This window comes from Streptomyces sp. JLBG701, assembly GCF_058544905.1.
Window position 1 is genome coordinate 7,842,880 of sequence record NZ_CM178588.1, and the last position, 17,612, is coordinate 7,860,491.

At 68.8% G+C, this 17,612-nt stretch carries 16 protein-coding genes; 5 read left to right on the top strand and 11 right to left on the bottom strand.

Translation table 11 applies throughout. From position 1 onward, the window contains the following. The gene (locus AC5DRG_RS36355; protein ID WP_491803884.1) at window positions 1–210 is read right to left on the bottom strand and encodes a hypothetical protein; all 210 of its coding nucleotides are present in this window, start codon (window positions 208–210) and stop codon (window positions 1–3) included. Between the two features lie 188 nt (window positions 211–398). Next, on the bottom strand, window positions 399–848 hold the full coding sequence (locus tag AC5DRG_RS36360) for an ATP-binding protein (RefSeq protein ID WP_491803885.1): 450 nt from the start codon (window positions 846–848) through the stop codon (window positions 399–401). A 294-nt stretch (window positions 849–1,142) separates the two neighbouring features. Between AC5DRG_RS36360 and AC5DRG_RS36365 the strand changes: the two genes are divergently transcribed. The 5 genes from AC5DRG_RS36365 (at window position 1,143) to AC5DRG_RS36385 (ending at window position 3,331) form a co-directional block, all read left to right on the top strand. After that, complete coding sequence (locus AC5DRG_RS36365; RefSeq protein WP_491803886.1) at window positions 1,143–2,021, top strand: helix-turn-helix domain-containing protein; 879 nt, start codon at window positions 1,143–1,145, stop codon at window positions 2,019–2,021. A 5-nt stretch (window positions 2,022–2,026) separates the two neighbouring features. Beyond that, on the top strand, window positions 2,027–2,248 hold the full coding sequence (locus AC5DRG_RS36370) for a DUF397 domain-containing protein (protein WP_491803887.1): 222 nt from the start codon (window positions 2,027–2,029) through the stop codon (window positions 2,246–2,248). 12 nt (window positions 2,249–2,260) lie between these two features. Then, on the top strand, window positions 2,261–2,428 hold the full coding sequence (locus AC5DRG_RS36375) for a hypothetical protein (RefSeq protein WP_491803889.1): 168 nt from the start codon (window positions 2,261–2,263) through the stop codon (window positions 2,426–2,428). Window positions 2,429–2,637: 209 nt separating this feature from the next. Next, window positions 2,638–2,958 carry a hypothetical protein gene (locus AC5DRG_RS36380; protein WP_491803890.1) on the top strand — a complete coding sequence of 107 codons (321 nt, stop codon included), beginning with the start codon at window positions 2,638–2,640 and terminating at the stop codon, window positions 2,956–2,958. 37 nt (window positions 2,959–2,995) lie between these two features. Further along, window positions 2,996–3,331 carry a hypothetical protein gene (locus AC5DRG_RS36385; RefSeq protein ID WP_491803891.1) on the top strand — a complete coding sequence of 112 codons (336 nt, stop codon included), beginning with the start codon at window positions 2,996–2,998 and terminating at the stop codon, window positions 3,329–3,331. Here the strand turns inward: AC5DRG_RS36385 and AC5DRG_RS36390 are convergent. The 9 genes from AC5DRG_RS36390 to AC5DRG_RS36430 form a co-directional block, all read right to left on the bottom strand. After that, window positions 3,220–3,804 (bottom strand): Uma2 family endonuclease, encoded by a 585-nt coding sequence (locus AC5DRG_RS36390; RefSeq protein WP_491803892.1) that lies wholly within the window; start codon window positions 3,802–3,804, stop codon window positions 3,220–3,222. The genes AC5DRG_RS36385 and AC5DRG_RS36390 overlap by 112 nt on opposite strands. A gap of 63 nt (window positions 3,805–3,867) precedes the next feature. Further along, window positions 3,868–4,380 (bottom strand): DUF1990 domain-containing protein, encoded by a 513-nt coding sequence (locus AC5DRG_RS36395; RefSeq protein WP_491803894.1) that lies wholly within the window; start codon window positions 4,378–4,380, stop codon window positions 3,868–3,870. A gap of 69 nt (window positions 4,381–4,449) precedes the next feature. After that, the gene (locus AC5DRG_RS36400) at window positions 4,450–6,111 is read right to left on the bottom strand and encodes a M4 family metallopeptidase (RefSeq protein WP_491803896.1); all 1,662 of its coding nucleotides are present in this window, start codon (window positions 6,109–6,111) and stop codon (window positions 4,450–4,452) included. Window positions 6,112–6,384: 273 nt separating this feature from the next. Further along, entirely contained in the window at window positions 6,385–8,454 is a 2,070-nt protein-coding gene (locus AC5DRG_RS36405) for a M4 family metallopeptidase (protein ID WP_491803897.1), read from the bottom strand. Between the two features lie 215 nt (window positions 8,455–8,669). Then, window positions 8,670–10,448, bottom strand: a complete 1,779-nt coding sequence (locus AC5DRG_RS36410) for an ABC transporter ATP-binding protein (protein ID WP_491803898.1) — start codon at window positions 10,446–10,448, stop codon at window positions 8,670–8,672. Then, window positions 10,445–12,241: an ABC transporter transmembrane domain-containing protein gene (locus AC5DRG_RS36415; protein ID WP_491803899.1), complete on the bottom strand. Its 1,797-nt coding sequence runs from the start codon at window positions 12,239–12,241 to the stop codon at window positions 10,445–10,447. The genes AC5DRG_RS36410 and AC5DRG_RS36415 overlap by 4 nt, the downstream gene beginning before the upstream one ends. Before the next feature lie 143 nt (window positions 12,242–12,384). Continuing rightward, window positions 12,385–14,244 (bottom strand): ABC transporter ATP-binding protein, encoded by a 1,860-nt coding sequence (locus tag AC5DRG_RS36420; RefSeq protein WP_491803901.1) that lies wholly within the window; start codon window positions 14,242–14,244, stop codon window positions 12,385–12,387. Continuing rightward, window positions 14,241–16,052, bottom strand: coding sequence for an ABC transporter ATP-binding protein (locus AC5DRG_RS36425; protein WP_491803902.1), 1,812 nt, complete (start codon window positions 16,050–16,052; stop codon window positions 14,241–14,243). The genes AC5DRG_RS36420 and AC5DRG_RS36425 overlap by 4 nt, the downstream gene beginning before the upstream one ends. An 80-nt stretch (window positions 16,053–16,132) precedes the next feature. After that, on the bottom strand, window positions 16,133–17,545 hold the full coding sequence (locus AC5DRG_RS36430) for a sulfatase family protein (protein WP_491803904.1): 1,413 nt from the start codon (window positions 17,543–17,545) through the stop codon (window positions 16,133–16,135). Window positions 17,546–17,612: the final 67 nt, after the last annotated feature.

Genomic DNA, 17,612 nt, shown 5'->3' on the forward strand with positions numbered 1-17,612 from the left:
TCAGGGAGAGGAGAGGTCGTCCTCGCCGTCGTTGCCGGGAATTGGGTTGGGCTGGATCTCGATCCGTCCGCCGGGGCTGTCGGCGCGGTGGTAGATCCCTCGGTAGTAGCTGTCGCGCTCGCTGAAGGCCAGACCGAGGCGGTTACTGACGAGCCGGACCAACTCGATGGTGGTGTAGGCGCTGGTGCCATAAGTGTCGTAGGCGGTCATGGTTTACCAGATCTTATGCCGCGAGGGTGGCGGGGTGAGGTGTGCTCGACGTTTGCCGACACTGCTGCGCGGACTCGCAGACCCTCGGCGCATCTGCGGGAGCGGTGCCAATCACACGCTTCTCACGAGTGCGGCCATGCATCGGACCCTGCCATGCTCATAGTGCCGGGCCTCCAGGCTGTCTGCCGTCAACGAGGACGAGGACGGATGCGGGCGCGCACGGTCTTGCCGACGTGCTGTCGCGTGCTCCAGGAGACCTCTGCGGCAAGTGCCTGCACGACGAGCAGGCCGCGGCCCCCTTCGGCTGTGTCGGTCTCAGATGTGTTCGCGTCTTGGAAGTTGGCGAATGTCGGGCAGGGATCGGACACCTCGATCTCCAGTCCGCCGTCCTCGGTGCGGGCGAGCCGTAGCCACATCTCGTGGCCCGGCTTCCTCGCGTGATTCACGGCGTTGGATACGAGCTCGGACACGATCAGGACCGCGTCGTCGATGTCCCCCGGCCAGTTCCACAGGGCCAGGCGTCGCCGGACATGGAGACGCGCCAGGCGAACACTGCCGAGCAGCATGGGGTAGCCCAGTGCCCAGGAGTTCAGTGGGGCTGTGGGGGCGCAGGTGTCGGCGGATTCACGCTTCGTCATCAGGTTCCCTTCGGCGAGGCGCTCGCGGTTGCGGAAGGTCTTCGTGCGCGCTACTGAGTAGCCGGGCGTAGCGAGGATTGCTCTCCGTGTAACCGGCTGTGACCAGGATGGCTGCGTGACGAGAGGGATGGAATGCGGTTGGCAGAATTCTGGCAACTGACTTTCTCTGACGAACTTCCGCTCTAGAGTGATGCTTTGACAGAACGGACGAAGGTTCTATCCCGTCACGGAAACTGTCTGTCCCGAGTGAAACGTTCGCTGTGGAACGGGCAGCAGTACCGAAGAGGAGGACGGATGAGCGAGGCACTCGAGTTGGCCACGCCTGCCCTGTGTCGTCTGCAACTAGGGGTTGCGTTACGGCAGTTGCGGATCGCGAAGGAGATGACGGCCGCCAGTGTCGCGCGGCGGCTGTACTGGGCGCCGTCCAAGCTCACCAGGTTGGAGACCGGGGAGAACGGCGTCGTAGAGCCCTCCGATGTCATCGCTCTCTGCGATCTCTACGCGGCCACTGTCGAGGAGCGTGCCGTACTGGAGGGGTATGCCGTCGTCACCAAGACCAGAAAGGACTGGTGGCAGTCACCCCAGTACAAGCCGGTGATCTCGCCGGGCTTCAAGGCGTTTCTGAGCCTGGAGGCGATCGCCACCCGACTTCACACGTATGAGTCCGAGTTCGTTCCGGGGCTGATGCAGACCGATGCGTACATCCGTGTCATCCATGAGCGAGCGCATGCGGGCAAGCCGGCGGAGGAGATCGATCGCCTCATCGAAGTGCGGATGACCCGGCAAGAGGTGTTGCGTCGCGAGCAGTCCCCGCTGAAGCTGACCGCGATCGTCAATGAGTCGGTGCTGCGGAGGCAGGTGGGAGGCGCGCAGGTCATGCGTGGGCAGCTGCAGCACATCGCGGAACTGGCCGACGGGCTGCCGAACGTCCGGGTACAGGTCGTTCCTTTCGCGGCCGGAGCGCATCCGGGTATGAACGGGCCCTTCGCCGTCCTGAAGTTCCGCGAACCGCTCAAGCCCATCGTCTACTTGGAGAACCTGGCGTCAGCTGGAGTCACGCGACGAGAAGACGACATCGAACGCTACGAAGAGGCCTTCGGCGATCTCCAGGCGGTGGCACTGGGACACCGCGCCTCCCTCGACCTGATTCACGACTCTCTCAAGGAGTTCTGATCCCCATGCATGTCTCCGCCTCCGAGCTGGCCGAAGCGCGCTGGTTCACCTCCAGCTACAGCAACGACCAGGGTGGCAACTGCGTAGAGATAGCCGACCTGACATGGTCTTCCCGAGCTGCCGTAGCGGTCCGCGATTCCAAGAACCCGGACGGCCCAGCGCTGTTGATCCCGGCGTCGGCGTTCTCGGCCTTCGTCGCCCGACTCGCAGACGGCTACTCGACATGAATACCTGGCAGGATGCGCCGTCAGCTTGTCCCGGTTCCGGTGCTGGCTTATGAGGACGCCCACGAGCTGGCGCTCCAGACGCACCCTCTGATGAAGAACTACACGCCTGAAGTGATCGACCAGTTCCCGGAGATGTTCAACAACAACTGGCGGCGGGCTTGGGGAATGGAGGCGCGGTGATCATCGCAGAAGGAGGCCGTCGTGCAGCAGTTCGGACAGGCGAGGCCTCCGCTGTGTACGTCGGAATGCATGTGGCACGCTGCGATCGCTCCGCTTCGTCCGAGCCTGGTCGTGCAGTGCGCGCAGTTGTGGAACTGAGCCGAGCGTTTGGCGGGATGACGATGCGGGCTTTGCTTGGGGCCGAGTTCTCGCCGGAGACTCGGGGATTGGTGACCGTGTTCGAAGTCCCGTTCGGTGAGCGAATGGGGCTTGGCGCGATCGCCGGGTGCGCTAGCGAGCTTGGCCGTCCGCTGGTGGCCGGATTGCCACACGACTTCGCCCATGCCGCGCTCGACGGGTTGGCCAGGGAGACAGGGGCCGGATCTTTGCCGGCCGGGCTGCTGCGCGTCAACCGCGCGGGTTTCGATGAGGCAGGGTCCTCCGAGATGGCGTTCAAGCTCGCAGGGAACCTGCTGTGGTGTGTGGTTGCCGCTCAGCTGCACGACCGGGATCCACTTGCGGCTGCTCAGGCAGTGGTGCGCGCGTGGTGATGCCAGGCGATGGGGCTCGGACCGGTAAAACCCGGGTATGAACGGGCCCTTCGCCGTCCTGGAGTTCCGCGAGCCGCTCAAGCTCATCGTCTACCTGGAGAACCTGGCTTCAGTCGGAGTTACGCGACAGGAAGACGACATCGAACGCTACGAAGAGGCCTTCGGCGACCTCCGAACCGTGCCACTGGGTATCGTCGATCCCGGCGTCGGTGTTCTCGGCCTTCGTCGACCGAGTCGCGGAGGACCTGCACCGGGCGACCGTCAGCTTGTCCCGGTACCCGCCTTGCCGTACCGGCGGAACGCGGAAGTCGCCACCGTCCAGGGCCCGAACGGTACCGAGTCGCCGAAGATGTACGGATCCTTGCGGCTGTAGCGGTCCTTGCAGGGCTCGGAGTGGACCTCGATGGTGCCGGTGCGGGGATCGACGATCAGGTAGTGGGCGATGCCCATGGCGGGGTACTCGGTGAGTTTCTCGCCGTAGTCGTTGTTCGGGTTGGACGGCGAGACGATCTCGATGACCGCCAGGACCTGCGTCGCGTCGACGGCGAGACCCTCCTCGTCGAGTACGTCCTCGGGGATGACGACGGCGTCCGGGCGCCGCATGCGGCCGATGGACGGGTGCTCGATCTCGGGGCCGTTCTCGCACACATACCCAGGGTGAGTAGCTGGAAGCTGCGCGTTCAGCTGGTTCCGGATACGGCGGACCGTGCCCTCGTGACGCTTCGACGGGCACATCATGGCCAGTATCGGGCCAGACGGGCCGATCTCGACGTTCCAGCTCCCCTCAAGGTGCTCCGCGTAGGCACCGAGCTCCTGGGCGATCGTGCGCATCTTCGCGTACTCCATGCCTCAAGAGTACTGGCCTGTGCCCAGGGGAGCGCGGAGCATGGTCGACGGTGAGGCCGCCGCTCAGATCACCTCGTACGGCGCGCACAGCCTCCGCAGCACCACCCCGCACCGCCGCGCATAGGCATGTTGGAAGGCGCGCGTGGCCGGGCCTCCGGCCCGTGCGTACCACTTCGCCCCCCGGCTGAACGCGTTCACCGTCAGCCACACCGTGCCGTCCCCCGTGCGTTCCACGAGGAAGGCTTCCTCGCCGCACTCGGGGTGGCCGGAAAGGGTGCCGTACGCCCAGCCCGCGCGGCGGTATTCCTCCACTGTCCAGACCACGCGGCAGGGGGCCTTGATGAGGCCTGCCAGGGTGACCGTGACGTCGACGCCGGGGGCGGCTCGGTCCGACGTCGCGTCGATTCCTACGCCCATCGCGCGGTGCATCTCCCAGGAGAGGAGCGACTCCGACGCCTTGCGGAAGACCGCCTCGCCCTCGCCGATGCGCGTGCGCACGTGCATGGGGTGGAAGCCCGGCGGGCAGGGGGCGGAGGGCTCGCGGGTCGCTCCGACGGCCTCGTACGTGAAGTGCATGGGGCCCAAGAGTAGAGCGGCACCCGGGAATGCCTTCGTCCCGGGTGCCGCCTGTCAACTGACTGGCCGTCAGCTGACGTTGATGGCCGTCCAGGCAGCCGCCACCGTCGAGTACTCGGTGCTGCTGGAGCCGTAGAGGGCCGCCGTCGCGCTCAGGGTCGCCGTGCGGGCGCCCGCGTACGTCGTGGTCGACGTCATGTACTCGGTGAGCGCCTTGTACCAGATCTGGACCGCCTTGGCGCGGCCGATGCCGGTGATGGTGGAGCTGTTGTACGTCGGGGAGTTGTAGCTCACCCCGTTGATCGTCTTCGAACCGCTGCCCTCGCTCAGGAGGTAGAAGAAGTGGTTCGCGGGGCCCGACGAGTAGTGGACGTCCAGGTTCTTCACCGTCGACGACCAGTAGTTGGCCGAGCCGCCGTCCTTGCTGGGCTGGTCCATGTAGCGCAGCGGGGTGCCGTCGCCGTTGATGTCGATCTTCTCGCCGATGAGGTAGTCGCCGACGTCGGAGGAGTTGGCCGCGTAGAACTCGACGGCGGTGCCCATGATGTCGGAGGTGGCCTCGTTCAGGCCGCCGGACTCACCCGAGTAGTTCAGGCCCGCGGTGTTGGAGGTGACGCCGTGCGTCATCTCGTGGCCGGCCACGTCCAGCGAGGTCAGCGGGTGCGTGTTGCTCTCGCCGTCGCCGTACGTCATGCAGAAGCAGCTGTCGTCCCAGAACGCGTTGACGTACGCGTTGCCGTAGTGGACGCGGGAGTAGGCCGCGACACCGTTGTTCTTGATGCCGCTGCGGCCGAACGTGTTCTTGTAGAAGTCCCAGGTCGTCTGCGCGCCGTACGCCGCGTCGACCGCCGGGGTCTGGTTGGTCGTGGAACTCGTGGCCGCGCCGGTGCCCCACGTGTCGTCGGCGTCGGTGAACAGGGTGCCCGCGGAGGAGCTGGTGGCGTGCGACTTGTTGTACGTCTTGTGACCGCCGCGCGAGGTGTCGTACAACTGGTACGTCGAACCCGAGAGGTACGTGCCGAGCGTCACCGTGCCGGAGTACAGGCTCTTGCCGGTGCCGGTTTCGATGCCCTGGTACTCGTACAGCTTCTTGCCGGTGGCCGCGTCGGTGATGACGTGCAGCTCGTTCGGGGTGCCGTCCTCCTGGAGGCCGCCGACGATCGTCTCGTAGGCGAGAGTCGGCGTGCCGTTCGCGGCCCAGATCACCTTGCGGGGCGCGTCGTCGGCCGCGGTCTTCTCCGAGCCGGCCGACTTGGCGAGCGTCACGGCCTGCTTCTCCGCCTTCGCGGCGGTGATGGTCGGCTTGAGCGAGGCCACCTTGATGGTGGACTTCGTCGCCTTGGTGACGCCCTTGGTCACACCGGACTTGGACTCGTGGACGACCAGGTCGCCGCCGAGGACCGGGAGGCCGGCGTAGGTGCGCTCGTAGCGCGTGTGGACCGTGCCGTCGGCGTCCTTGATGACGTCCTTGACGACCAGCGCCTCCTTGGTGCCGAGGCCTATCTCCTTGGCCGTCTCGGCGGTGGCGGCGTCCTTCTCCTGGATCAGTGCCGTACGCGCGGCCGCGCTGAGCGTGGTCGGGGCGGCCAGGGGCTTCGAAACGCTGGTACTCGCCGTGGTCTCGGCGGACGCGATGCCGGTGGTCAGACCGGTGGTGAGCAGTGCTCCGGCGGCGACAGCGGTCGCGATGGCCAGGGTGGCGCCCTTGTGACGCGCGTAGATGGGGGTCACGCGAACTCCTTCGTGGGGGATGACAGCTGTGAAGTTGCGGTGCTTGTGCGGCGGCGGTTGGAAGAGTGACATCCGAGGCGCGTACATGTCAGGACCCCGAAGTGATGTTGGCCGAAAACCGACTGCCGAGTGAACGTTTCGGGCATGTAAAGCAATTTGATCTAGGTAAAGCGGCAACAAAACGGGGGCACGGTGACGGCAAAGGGCCAACAAAGAGGGCGCCGCCCGGGGGAGTTGACCCTCCGGGACGGCGCCCTGTCGTGCGCGGGTGCTCTACGGGAACGTGAGCTTCCAGTTGTTGATGTACCCGGTGTCCACGGCCGCGTTGTCCTGGACCCTCAACTGCCAAGTCCCGTTGGCGACTTCGGAGGACGCGTTCACCGTGTAGGTGGTGTTGAGGTTGTCCGTGCTCCCGCCGGTGCCGTACGCCTTCAGCGTGTACGCCGTGCCGTCGGGGGCGACCAACTGCACCTGGAGGTCACCGATGTAGGTGTGCACGATGTCGACGGCGACCGCGAGGTTCGACGGAGCGTTGCCGGTGATTCCGGACACGGTGATCGGCGAATTGACCGCCGCGCCGTTGTCCGGAATCGATACGTCCGTCGCGCTCTCGAAGGACGTACCGCCACCGCCTCCGCCGCCACCGCCGTCCGAGCGCGCGCCGACCGCCACGCCCGCCCACGCGTCCTGCACCGCCGCGTACTCGGCGCTCGTCGTGCCGTACAGCTCACCCGCCGCCGCGAGGGTACCGGTGCGGGCCGCCGCGTAGTTGGTGGTCGACGTGAACTTCGTGGTCAGCGCCCGGAACCAGATCTGCTCCGCCTTGGCGCGGCCGATCCCGGTGACCGCTAGGCCGTCCGCGGTGGGCGAGTTGTAGGAGACGCCGTTGATGGTCTTGGCGCCGCTGCCCTCGCTGAGGAGGTAGAAGAAGTGGTTCGCCGGGCCCGAGGAGTAGTGGACGTCCTGGTTGCCGATGCCCGAGTACCAACTGTCGTAGGAGGAGCCGTCCTTGTCGGGCTCGTCCATGTAACGCAGCGGCGTGCCGTCGCCGTTGATGTTGATCTCCTCGCCGATGAGGTAGTCACCGACGTCGGAGGAGTTGGCGGCGTAGAACTCGACGGTCGAGCCGAAGATGTCCGAGGTCGCCTCGTTGAGACCGCCGGACTCGCCGCTGTAGTTGAGGCCCGCGGTGTTGGAGGTGAGCCCGTGGGTCATCTCGTGCGCGGCCACGTCGATCGAGGTCAGCGGGTTGGTGTTGCCCGAACCGTCGCCGTACGTCATGCAGAAGCAGCTGTCCGACCAGAACGCGTTGACGTACGCGTTGCCGTAGTGGACCCGCGAGTACGCGCCCACGCCGTCGCCCCTGATGCCGCTGCGGCCGAACGTGTTCTTGTAGTAGTCCCAGGTCAGCTGGGCGCCGTAGTGAGCGTCGGCGCCGGCCGACTCCAGGTTGGACGCGCTGCCGTTGCCCCAGATGTCGTCGGAGCCGGAGAACAGCGTGCCGGTGCCGGACGTACCGCGATTGAGGTTGTACGTCTTGTGGCCGCCGCGCGCGCCGTCGGTGAGGTTGTACGTCGAACCGGACTGGGTGGTGGTCAGCGTGACCGTGCCGCTGTACACCGTGTTGCCGGTGCCGGTCTCGATGGCCTCCCACTCGTAGAGCTTCTCGCCGGTGGTGGCGTCCGTGACGACGTGCAGCTCCTGCGGGGTGCCGTCGTGCTGGAAGCCGCCGACGACCGTCTCGTAGGCGAGGGTCGGCGTGCCGTTCGCGGCCCAGATCACCTTGCGGGGCGCCTGGTTGACGTCGGGGCTCTTGGCCTTCTCCGCCTTCGCGGCGGTCAGGGCCTGCTTCTCGGCCTTCGCGGCGGCGACCGCCGGCGTCAGCGACGCGACCTTGATGACGGACCGGCTGGCCTTGACGATGCCCTTGGTCGCGCCGGACTTGGCGGTCTCGACGACCAGGTCGCCGCCGAGGACCGGGAGTCCGTCGTAGGTGCGCTCGTACCGCGTGTGCACGGTGCCGTCGCGGTCCTGGACCACGTCACGGACGACGAGCTTCTCCTTCGCGCCGAGGCCCAACTCCTTGGCGGTGTCCGCCTTTTCGGCGTTGGCCTCGCGTATCAGCGCCGCGCGCTGGGCGGGGGAGAGATTGACGGACTGGGAAGCGGGGATCGCCTTGCCCGCGGCCGACGGTGCCTTCTCCGGGGCTGCGGTCGCCGCGCCCGACTGGACGGCGGCGGCGATGAGCGCGGCGACGCCGAACAGGGCGACGGTCGCGGCTCGGCGGTGGGTGGAAGGGGAGGTGTTGGTGTGGGAGGTGCGTCTGTGCGACTGGCGTCTCAACACTGACTCCTTTGATGCGGCCGCGGGTCGCGCGGCCAGGTGACGACACAGCTGTCTATCTGTGGGGTTGCTGTGAAGTGGCCGTGGGCAGCGTGACATTGGACAGCGCGTACTGTCAGGGGCGCGTCAAGAGATTGGCTGGAAAACGTTCGTTGGTCGGATGGTCATGTTCGGTAAACGGACCATTCATCGGCATGTGAAGGTATACGAACCGCTCAGGAGTGCCGTGAGGTGCCGCCGTGCCACGAGTGCCACAGCGCCGCGTACGCCCCCTCGGCCGCGACCAGTTCGTCATGGGTGCCGAGTTCCGTGAGGAGACCGTCCTCCATCACCGCCACGCGGTCCGCGTCGTGCGCGGTGTGGAGGCGGTGGGCGATGGCGATCACGGTGCGGCCTTCGAGTACGGCGGCCAGGGCGCGCTCGGTGTGGCGGGCGGTCGTCGGGTCCAGCAACGCCGTCGCCTCGTCGAGGATCAGGGTGTGCGGGTCGGCCAGGACGACGCGGGCCAGGGCGAGTTGCTGGGCCTGGGAGCCGTCCGTGCGGCAACTGCCCTGCCCCAGCTCGGTGTCGAGGCCGGCGGGCAGTTCGCGCACCCAGGTGTCGGCGTCGACCGCCGCGAGTGCCGCCCACAACTCCTCGTCCGTGGCCGCCGGTTCGGCGATGAGGAGGTTGTCGCGGACCGTGCCGAGGAACACGTGGTGCTCCTGGGTGACGAGGACGACCTGCCGGCGCAACGCCTCCGGCGTCAGGTCGACGACCGGCACCCCGCCCACCGTCACCGTGCCCGTGCTCGGCGCGTCGATGCCGGAGAGGAGCCTGCTCAGCGTGGTTTTCCCGGCACCGGACGGACCCACGACCGCCAGCCGCTCCCCAGGGCGGACCGTCAGGTCGACCCCGCGCAACACCTCGCCCCCGCGGTCGTAGGCGTAGCGCACCCCGGTCACGTCGATCCGGTCGTCCGACGGGGCACCGGAACCCCCGGCGGCGGCCTTCGGAGCCCGGGCCAGGCCCTCAACCCGGGCGAACGAGGCGCCGCTGCTCTGGAGTTGCTCGACCCGGATCAGGATCTGGTCGAGCGGTTCGCCGAGCTGCCGCAGATACAGAGCCGCCGCCACCACCGCACCCAGGCTCACCGCACCCCGCGCGTGCAGCGCCCCGCCGGCCAGCAGGACACCCGCGACGGGCACGAAGTACGACACCTCCACGACCGGGAAGAACACCGAACGCAGGAACAGCGTGTACAGCCGCGTGCGCAGGGACGTCTCCAGCGCGTCCCGGCTCGCCGCGATCCGCCGCCGCTCCAGCCGGAACGCCTCGACCGTCCGCGCCCCGGCCGCCGTCGCCGCGAGGATCTCCGCGACCTCCGAGGTCGCCGCGCCCTCGGCGAGATAACCGTCCCGCGCCCGGCGCAGATACCAGCGCAGCGCGAACAGGATGCCGCTCAGGCCGACCACCGCGACGACACCGAGCAGGGGGTCGAGCACGAAGACCGCGCCGAGGATGAACAGCGCCTGCACGCTGCTGATCAGCAGATCGGGGCCGGCGTCGCGGACGGTGGTGCCGACGAGGGCGACGTCCGCGGTGCCGCGCGCGGTCAGGTCGCCGGTGCCGGCCCGTTCCACGACCGATGCGGGCAGCGTCAGGGTTCGGCCGACGAACTCCTCCCGTACCCGGGCCAGCATTCGCTCCCCGAACCGGTAACCCACGTATCGCGCCCAGCGCGCCAGCAGCAGCTGCGCCAGCGCGCACAGCAGCATGCCGAGTGCCAGGCGGTCCACTGTCCCGACGCCGCCGCCGGTCCCCACCTCGTCGATGATCCGGCCCAGCAGCCAGGGTCCGGCCAGCCCGGCAGCGGCGGCCAGTGCGTTCAGTGCCAGTACGGCGGCGAAGGCGCGTCGGTCGTCGCGGATCAGGCGGACCGCCGCTCGGCGTACGTCCGCGGGCTCGGCGATCGGTAGTTGGCCGGAAGTCTGCGCGGAGGTCTGGGCGGTCAACGTACGGCCTCTTCGGTGTCGGCGTCGGCATCTACGGAACGGGCTACCAGTGACCGGTATCCCGGCTCCCTGTCCAGGAGTTCGCGGTGGCTGCCGGACGCCGCGACCTTGCCGTCGACCAGGTAGTACACGGTGTCCGCGCGGTCCAGGACCAGTGGGGAGGTCGTGGTGACCACCGTCGTACGGCCGTTGCGGGCGGTCCGTAGGCGGTCGGCGACGAGGGACTCCGTGTGGGCGTCGAGTGCGGAGGTCGGTTCGACGGCTAGCAGTATCTCGGGGTTGGCGTGTAGTGCTCGGGCCAGGCGTATGCGTTGGCGTTGGCCGCCGGAGAGGTTGCGGGCCTGGGCGTCGATTCTTGAGTCGAGGCCGTCGGGGAGGCCTCGGACGATGTCGTCGGCGGCGGCTGCGTGGAGGGTTTGGTTCAGGTGCGCCTCAGAGGGTGCCTCGGGCTGTCCGTCGGCGACTGCGGGTGCGTTGTGGCTGGTCGCGCAGTTCCCCGCGCCCCCAAAAGACATCAGCGAGCCGTCTATTACGTTGCGCAGGGTGTCTGCGAATACGTCCGCCTCGTGGTCCGCTACCAGGATGTGCTTCCTCACCTGTGCCAGGGCGATCTCGTCCAGGGGCACTCCGCCCCACGTCGCCGTCGACTTGGCGTATCTGCCCAAGCGGTCCACCACTGCCGCCGTGTCTGCGGGGCGGGCGCTGGTCAGGGCTGTCAGGCGGGCCGGGAGCACTCGCACCCCGGACTCCGGGTCGTGCAGTACCGACGGTTCCGCGGGGGCGTTCCGGGTGCCGGTGTCCGCCATCGGCTCCAGGCGTAGGAGTCGTACTACCCTCCGGGCCGCCACCAGGCCCCGGCTGAGCTGGTAGCTGAACTCGATGAAGAAGGACACCACCGGGACCAGGACCGCCACATAGCCGTACACCGCCGCCAACTCGCCTACCGTGATGTCCCCTTGGACGGCCATCCGGGCCGCCAGCCAGGTCACTACGGCGAGGAACACCGTGGGCAGTCCGATGCCCAGCGCCTGGAGCCAGCTGGTGACCGCTCCGACCCGGTAGCCCTGCGCCCGCAGCCGTTGCGAGTCCCGTTGGAACGCGTCGGCGTAAAGGCCTTTGCCGCCCAGGCCGTTGAGGACGCGCAGGCCGCCCGCGAGGTCGCCGATGCGGGCGGTCAGTACGCCCTGGCGTTCGCGGTACTCCGTCTCCACGCCCTGTAGGCGCCGCATCAGCGGTCCGACGAGCAGGGCTACGACCGGCACGCCCACCAGCACCACCACGGCGAGCGTCGACGACACCGACAGCAGCAGTAAGGCAACGACGGTGTAGGAGACGACCGCGCCGACGCCCGGGCCGACGACCGTCAGGGACTGGCTGATCGTCAGCACGTCGCCGACGCCGATCGTGACCACCTCACCGGCCCCGACCTGCCGCGACAGTGCGGAGCCCAGCCGGACGGCGTGCCCGACGACGACCTTGACCGTGCGGAAGTTGGCGTCCATCCGGACCCGGGTCATGGTGCGGTGCCGCATGATGCTCACCCAGGCGTTGAAGGACCCGGCCCCGAACAGCGCGGCGGTCCAGCCGGCCAGCGCCGCCCCGTCACCTGTCTGCAGTCCGTCGTCGATCGCGCGGGACATCAGATACGGGGTCAGCGCCAGCATCGCCATCCAGACGCTGGCCAGCAGCGACCCGGAGACCGCCCGCCACGGCTGCCGCATGACCAGCCACCACAGATACCGCCCGCCGCTGCGACAGTCGGCCTTCCCCGGATCCTCGTACGCGTCGATCATCCATGCCCCTCTTTTTTTGCGCTCGGTTCACCTCCGGGGCGCCAAAGCCTGTGTCGAGAGCGCGACCGTGCTCGACCCTTCGGGCCTCCGCGCGCTCGCACTCTCGACACAGGCGCGCCCCTTCGGCTCACTCGCGAGGTCACTCACGCCAGACTGTCCCGCCACGCCCGATGCAGATCCGCGAACCGCCCTGTGCCCGCGATGAGTTCGGCCGGGCTGCCGTCCTCGACGATGTGCCCGTGTTCCATCACGAGGACCCGGTCCGCGATCTCCACCGTCGACAGGCGGTGCGCGATGACGACGGCTGTGCGGCCCCGCAGGACCGTCAGCATCGCCCGCTGCACGGCCCGTTCGCCGGGGACGTCGAGCGAGCTGGTCGCCTCGTCGAGGATCAGGACCGCCGGGTCGGCGAGCAACGCCCGTGCGAACGCGACGAGTTGGCGCTGGCCCGCCGAGATACGGCCGCCCCGCTTGCGTACGTCCGTGTCGTAGCCGTCGGGCAGGGCGCTGATGAAGTCGTGCGCGCCGATCGCCTTCGCGGCCCGCTCGATGTCCTCGCGGCTCGCGTCCGGGCGGCCGATGGCGATGTTCTCGGAGACCGTGCCGGAGAACAAGAAGGCCTCCTGCGTCACCATCACCACCCCGCGCCGCAGTTCGGGGTTGGCGAGGTCGCGCAGATCGACGCCGTCCAGCGTGACCCGGCCCTCGGAGGGGTCGTAGAAGCGGGCGAGGAGCTTGGCCAGGGTGGACTTTCCGGCGCCCGTCGAGCCGACGACCGCGACCGTCTGGCCGGCCGGGACGGTGAGGTCGAAGCGGGGGAGCACCTCGCCGCCGGTGCGGTAGGTGAAGCGCACGCCGTCGAAGACGACCTCGCGGCCGGGGTGTTCGCTCTCAAGGTCCGGGAGGTGGAGGGGAGTTGGGGGCTCCGGGACGGAGGGTGCCTGGGCCAGGAGTCCGGCGATCTTCTCCAGTGACGCCGCCGCCGACTGGTAGGAGTTGAGGAACATGCCGAGCCGGTCGATGGGGTCGTACAGCCTGCGCAGATACAGCACCGCGGCGGCCAGCACACCCAGCGCCAGCGAGCCGCCCGCCACCCGGTACGCGCCCCACAGCACGATCACCGCGACCGCCGTGTTGGCGACCAGCCGGGAGCCGGTGACATAGCGGGCCATCTCCAACAGGGCGTCACCGTTGGTGCGTTCGTGCCGGGCGTTGAGGACGGCGAAGTCGGCGTCGTTCACGGACTCGCGGCGGAACGCGCGCACCGGGCGGATGCCGTTCATCGTCTCCACGAACTTCACGATGACGCGGGCGATCGCCGTGGACCGCACCCGGTACACCTGCCCCGCACGCCGCCGGTACAGCCGTACCAGGAGATACAGCGGCACGAACGACGCCACCGCGACCGCGCCGAGCCCCAGGTCAAGCCAGAGCAGCATCGCCGAGATGTAGGCGAAAGAGAGGACGACGGTCACCAGCTCCTGGAGCCCCTCGTCGAGCAGCTCGCGCAGCGACTCGACGTCCGTGGTGGAGCGGGAGATCAGCCGGCCCGAGGTGTAGCGCTCGTGGAAGTCGATGCTGAGCGCCTGCGCGTGGCGGAAGATACGGCCGCGCAGGTCGAGCAGGACGTCCTGGTTGACCCGGGCGGCCGCGCTGATGAACCCGTACTGCAGCATGCCGGAGGCCACCGCGCACAGCAGATAGCCCACGGCCACCGCGATCAGCGGCCCGTGGTCGGCGCGGCGGAAGGCCGGTACGGCGGTGTCGATGGCGTACGCCACCAGCAGCGGGCCCGTCTGCACAGCCGCCTGCTGGAGCAGCAGCAGGAGCGTCGTGACGGCGACGCGCGCCTTCATGGGCGCGAGGAGCGAGCGCAGGAGTGCGGCCGTGGCGCCGGGCGGCGTGGGCAGGACGTCGTGGTCGAAGGGGTCGTCGGCCTTGCGGAGGCGTGCGGGTTCCCGCTCGTCGTCGGCGGTGGCGACGGACGTCGTGGGCGCCGTCATCGCTTGTCCTCCTCTTCCCCGGACATCAGATAGGCGTACTCGGCGTTCGTACGCAGCAGTTCCTGGTGGCTGCCCACCGCGGTGATCCGGCCGCCGGACAGCAGGGCGACCCGGTCGGCGAGCAGGACCGTGGACGGGCGGTGCGCCACGATCAGCGCCGTGGTGTCCGAGAGAACCTCCCGCAGCGCGGCCTCCACAGCTGCCTCCGTGTGCACGTCCAGCGCGGACAGCGGATCGTCCAGGACGAGGAACGGCGGCCGCCCTACGACGGCCCGCGCCAGCGCCAGCCGCTGCCGCTGACCCCCGGAGAGGCTGAGCCCCTGCTCGCCGACCTGCGTGTCCGTGCCCTGGGGGAGGGCGTGCGCGAAGTCGGCCTGGGCGACGGAGAGCGCACGGTCCAGCTCGGCCTCGCCGGCCCCGTCCCCGGCTCCCATCAGCACGTTCTCCCCGACGCTCGCCGAGAAGAGGGTGGGTTCCTCGAAGGCTACGGCGACGAGGGCGCGCAGCGACTCCCTGGGCATCGCGGAGATGCTCCGGCCGTCGAGCGTGATCCGCCCCGAGGTCACCTCGTGGAGGCGGGGGACGAGCGCGGTGAGCGTGGTCTTGCCGCTCCCGGTGGTGCCGACCAGGGCCATGGACTCGCCGGGGCGGATGTGCAGGTCGACGTGGTCGAGGACGGGAGGGGAGTCGTCGGGGGCGTCGGGATAACGGAACACGACGTCGTGGAAACGGAGTCCGCTCTCCTCCTCGGAGGAGTCGGCGGAGACAGAGGCGGCGATGGAGGCCGGCTCAGCGCCACCCACGTCCTCCGCCTGCTCGTCCATCACCTCGAAGTAACGTTCCGTCGCTGTCGCCGCCTCCTGGCTCATCGCCAGCAGGAACCCGATGGAGTCCACCGGCCAGCGCAGGGCGAGCGCCGTCGACAGGAAGGCGACCAGCGTGCCCGCGGACAAGTCCCCGTCCGCCACCTGCACGGTTCCCAGGACCAGCGCCGCCCCGATGGCCAGTTCCGGCAGCGTCACGATGACGCCCCAGATCATCGACAGCAGCCGCGCCTTGCGCAGCTCCGTCCCGCGCAGCGTCCGCGACAGCTCACGGAACGCCCGCGCCTGACTGCGGTGCCGCCCGAACCCCTTGATGATGCGGATGCCGAGCACGCTCTCCTCGACGACCGTCGTCAGATCGCCGACCTGGTCCTGCGCGAGCCGCGCCACATCGGCGTACCGCCTCTCGAAGATCACGCAAGTGACGATCACCGGCACGGCGGGCCCCAGGATCACCAGCCCCAACGTCCAGTCCTGGAGCAGCATGATGACCACGCCCACGAGGATCGTCACGCCGTTGACCAGCAGGAACGTCAACGGAAAGGCCAGGAACATGCGCAGCAGCATCAGATCCGTCGTGCCCCGGGACAGCAACTGCCCCGACGGCCACCGGTCGTGGAAGGAGATCGGCAGCCGCTGGAGATGCCGGTACAGATCCGCCCGCATCTCCGCCTCGACATGCGACAACGGCCGCGCCACCAGCCACCGCCGCAGCCCGAACAGCAACGCCTCCGCGAACCCGAGCAACAGCAGACACAACGCCCCGAGCCACACCCCCGCCCGGTCCCCGTCGGCGATCGGCCCGTCCACCATCCACTTCAGGACGAGCGGAATGACCAGCCCCAGGCACGACGCGACGATGGCGACCCCGGCGGCCGCGAACAACCGCACCCGCACGGGCCGGACGTAGGGCCACACGCGGAGCAGGGTTCTGACGGCCGACCGTTCGGTCCGTTCCTTGGCGGTTGCACGTGTAGTGGACATCGTGGCGAGCCTACGGACCACCACTGACAACGCCCACCGAGTTTTGGCCGGACCGGGATCGGGCCGGGATCCCGGTCCGGTCAGGACGCGGGATACGGCAGCAGCCCGTCGGCGATCTTCTCCCAGGCCGCCTTCAGCTCGGCCAGCAGCTCGGGCTTGTCGGGGGCGAGATCGGCCTGTTCGCGCAGGTCGGCGGCCAGGTTGTACAGGTGGTCGGCGCCGGCGGCGTCCTGGTAGTACTTCCAGTCGCCGCGCCTCAGCGCCCGGTTGGCCCGGACCCGCCAGAACAGGTCGCGCTCCGGCACCTCCTCACCCTTCAGCAGGTAGCCGGCCAGGCTCGTGCCGTCCAGTGGGTACGCCGGGTCCGGTCGGGCGCCGCCCAGCTCCAGCAAGGTCGCCGTCCAGTCGGGGGTGAAGGCCGGCTCGTGGCTGACCTGGTTTCCGTCGATCCGGGCGGGCCAGCGGACGATGGTGGGCACCCGGATGCCGCCCTCCTGGAGGACGAACTTCTCGCCGCTCAGCGGCCACAGGTACGACCAGCGCTCACCGCCGTTGTCGCTGGCGAACAGCACCAGCGTGTTCTCCTCCTGCCCGGACCGGCGCAGGGCCGCGAGCACCTCGCCGACGGCCGCGTCCAGACTCTCCACCATCTGCGTGTACTTCTCGACGGAGCCGCCGTCGTAGTGGTTGAGCGCCTTGCTGATCTCGGCCTGGGTCTTCGCGGCCCGGATCTTCGCCTCGATCTCGGCGCCCGTCTCCTCGTCGCCCTCCGCGAGCCACGGCCAGTGCGGGGTGGTGAAGTTGAGGTTCAGCAGCCAGGGCTTGTCGTGCTCCCGGCCGACGTACTCGACGGCCCGCTCGGTCAGGACCTCCGTGTAGTAGCGCAGGTCCTTGTAGGTCGCGTCGCCCTCGTAGAGGTCGTAGTCACCGAGCTGGCCGAGCTTGGAGAAGTACTCCAGCACACCCCCGTGGTTGCCGAAGAACTCGGCCCAACCCGACTTGGTGGGGCTGTAGTCGGGCAGCCAGCCGCAGTGCCACTTGCCGATGAGCGCGGTGGCGTAACCGGCCTTCTTCAGCAGGGAGGCCAGGGTGGGGTGATTCGGGTCGAGCCCCTGCGTCCTGTTCGCGATCGGCTCCGCCAACCCGCCCTTCGTACGGCCCGGATAGCGCCCGGTGTACAGGCTGAACCTTGTCGGCGAGCAGGTCGCCGACCCCGAGTACGCGTCCGTGAAACGCACTCCCTGCCGGGCGAGCCAGTCCAGGTTCGGCGTCTTGATGTGCGGGGCGCCGTAGGAGGAGAGGTCGGCCCAGCCGAGGTCGTCGCCCAGGATGACCAGGAGGTTGGGACGACCGGACCGGGAGGCGGACGTACGGGCCCGGAAGGGGCGTTCGGCGGGGGAGGCGGCCTCGGCCGCCCTGGTCGTACCGGCGACGGCGGTGACGGCACCGCCACCGACGAGACCACCGAAGGCACGGCGGGATATTTCAGGCATGCGGGGTCCTCGCAGAGGTGAGGGGATGGCCTCAGTGTGATCAGCCGGTCGCCCTCATGGCCAGGAA

What these genes read in the sequence shown, in the direction of transcription:
- AC5DRG_RS36375 (WP_491803889.1), top strand. Translation starts at nt 2,261, where the DNA reads ATGCGCCGTCAGCTTGTCCCGGTTCCGGTGCTGGCTTATGAGGACGCC.
- AC5DRG_RS36370 (WP_491803887.1), top strand. Translation starts at nt 2,027, where the DNA reads ATGCATGTCTCCGCCTCCGAGCTGGCCGAAGCGCGCTGGTTCACCTCC.
- AC5DRG_RS36420 (WP_491803901.1), bottom strand. Translation starts at nt 14,244, where the DNA reads ATGACGGCGCCCACGACGTCCGTCGCCACCGCCGACGACGAGCGGGAA.
- AC5DRG_RS36395 (WP_491803894.1), bottom strand. Translation starts at nt 4,380, where the DNA reads ATGCACTTCACGTACGAGGCCGTCGGAGCGACCCGCGAGCCCTCCGCC.
- AC5DRG_RS36365 (WP_491803886.1), top strand. Translation starts at nt 1,143, where the DNA reads ATGAGCGAGGCACTCGAGTTGGCCACGCCTGCCCTGTGTCGTCTGCAA.
- AC5DRG_RS36425 (WP_491803902.1), bottom strand. Translation starts at nt 16,052, where the DNA reads ATGTCCACTACACGTGCAACCGCCAAGGAACGGACCGAACGGTCGGCC.
- AC5DRG_RS36355 (WP_491803884.1), bottom strand. Translation starts at nt 210, where the DNA reads ATGACCGCCTACGACACTTATGGCACCAGCGCCTACACCACCATCGAG.
- AC5DRG_RS36390 (WP_491803892.1), bottom strand. Translation starts at nt 3,804, where the DNA reads ATGGAGTACGCGAAGATGCGCACGATCGCCCAGGAGCTCGGTGCCTAC.
- AC5DRG_RS36360 (WP_491803885.1), bottom strand. Translation starts at nt 848, where the DNA reads ATGACGAAGCGTGAATCCGCCGACACCTGCGCCCCCACAGCCCCACTG.
- AC5DRG_RS36415 (WP_491803899.1), bottom strand. Translation starts at nt 12,241, where the DNA reads ATGATCGACGCGTACGAGGATCCGGGGAAGGCCGACTGTCGCAGCGGC.
- AC5DRG_RS36430 (WP_491803904.1), bottom strand. Translation starts at nt 17,545, where the DNA reads ATGCCTGAAATATCCCGCCGTGCCTTCGGTGGTCTCGTCGGTGGCGGT.
- AC5DRG_RS36385 (WP_491803891.1), top strand. Translation starts at nt 2,996, where the DNA reads ATGAACGGGCCCTTCGCCGTCCTGGAGTTCCGCGAGCCGCTCAAGCTC.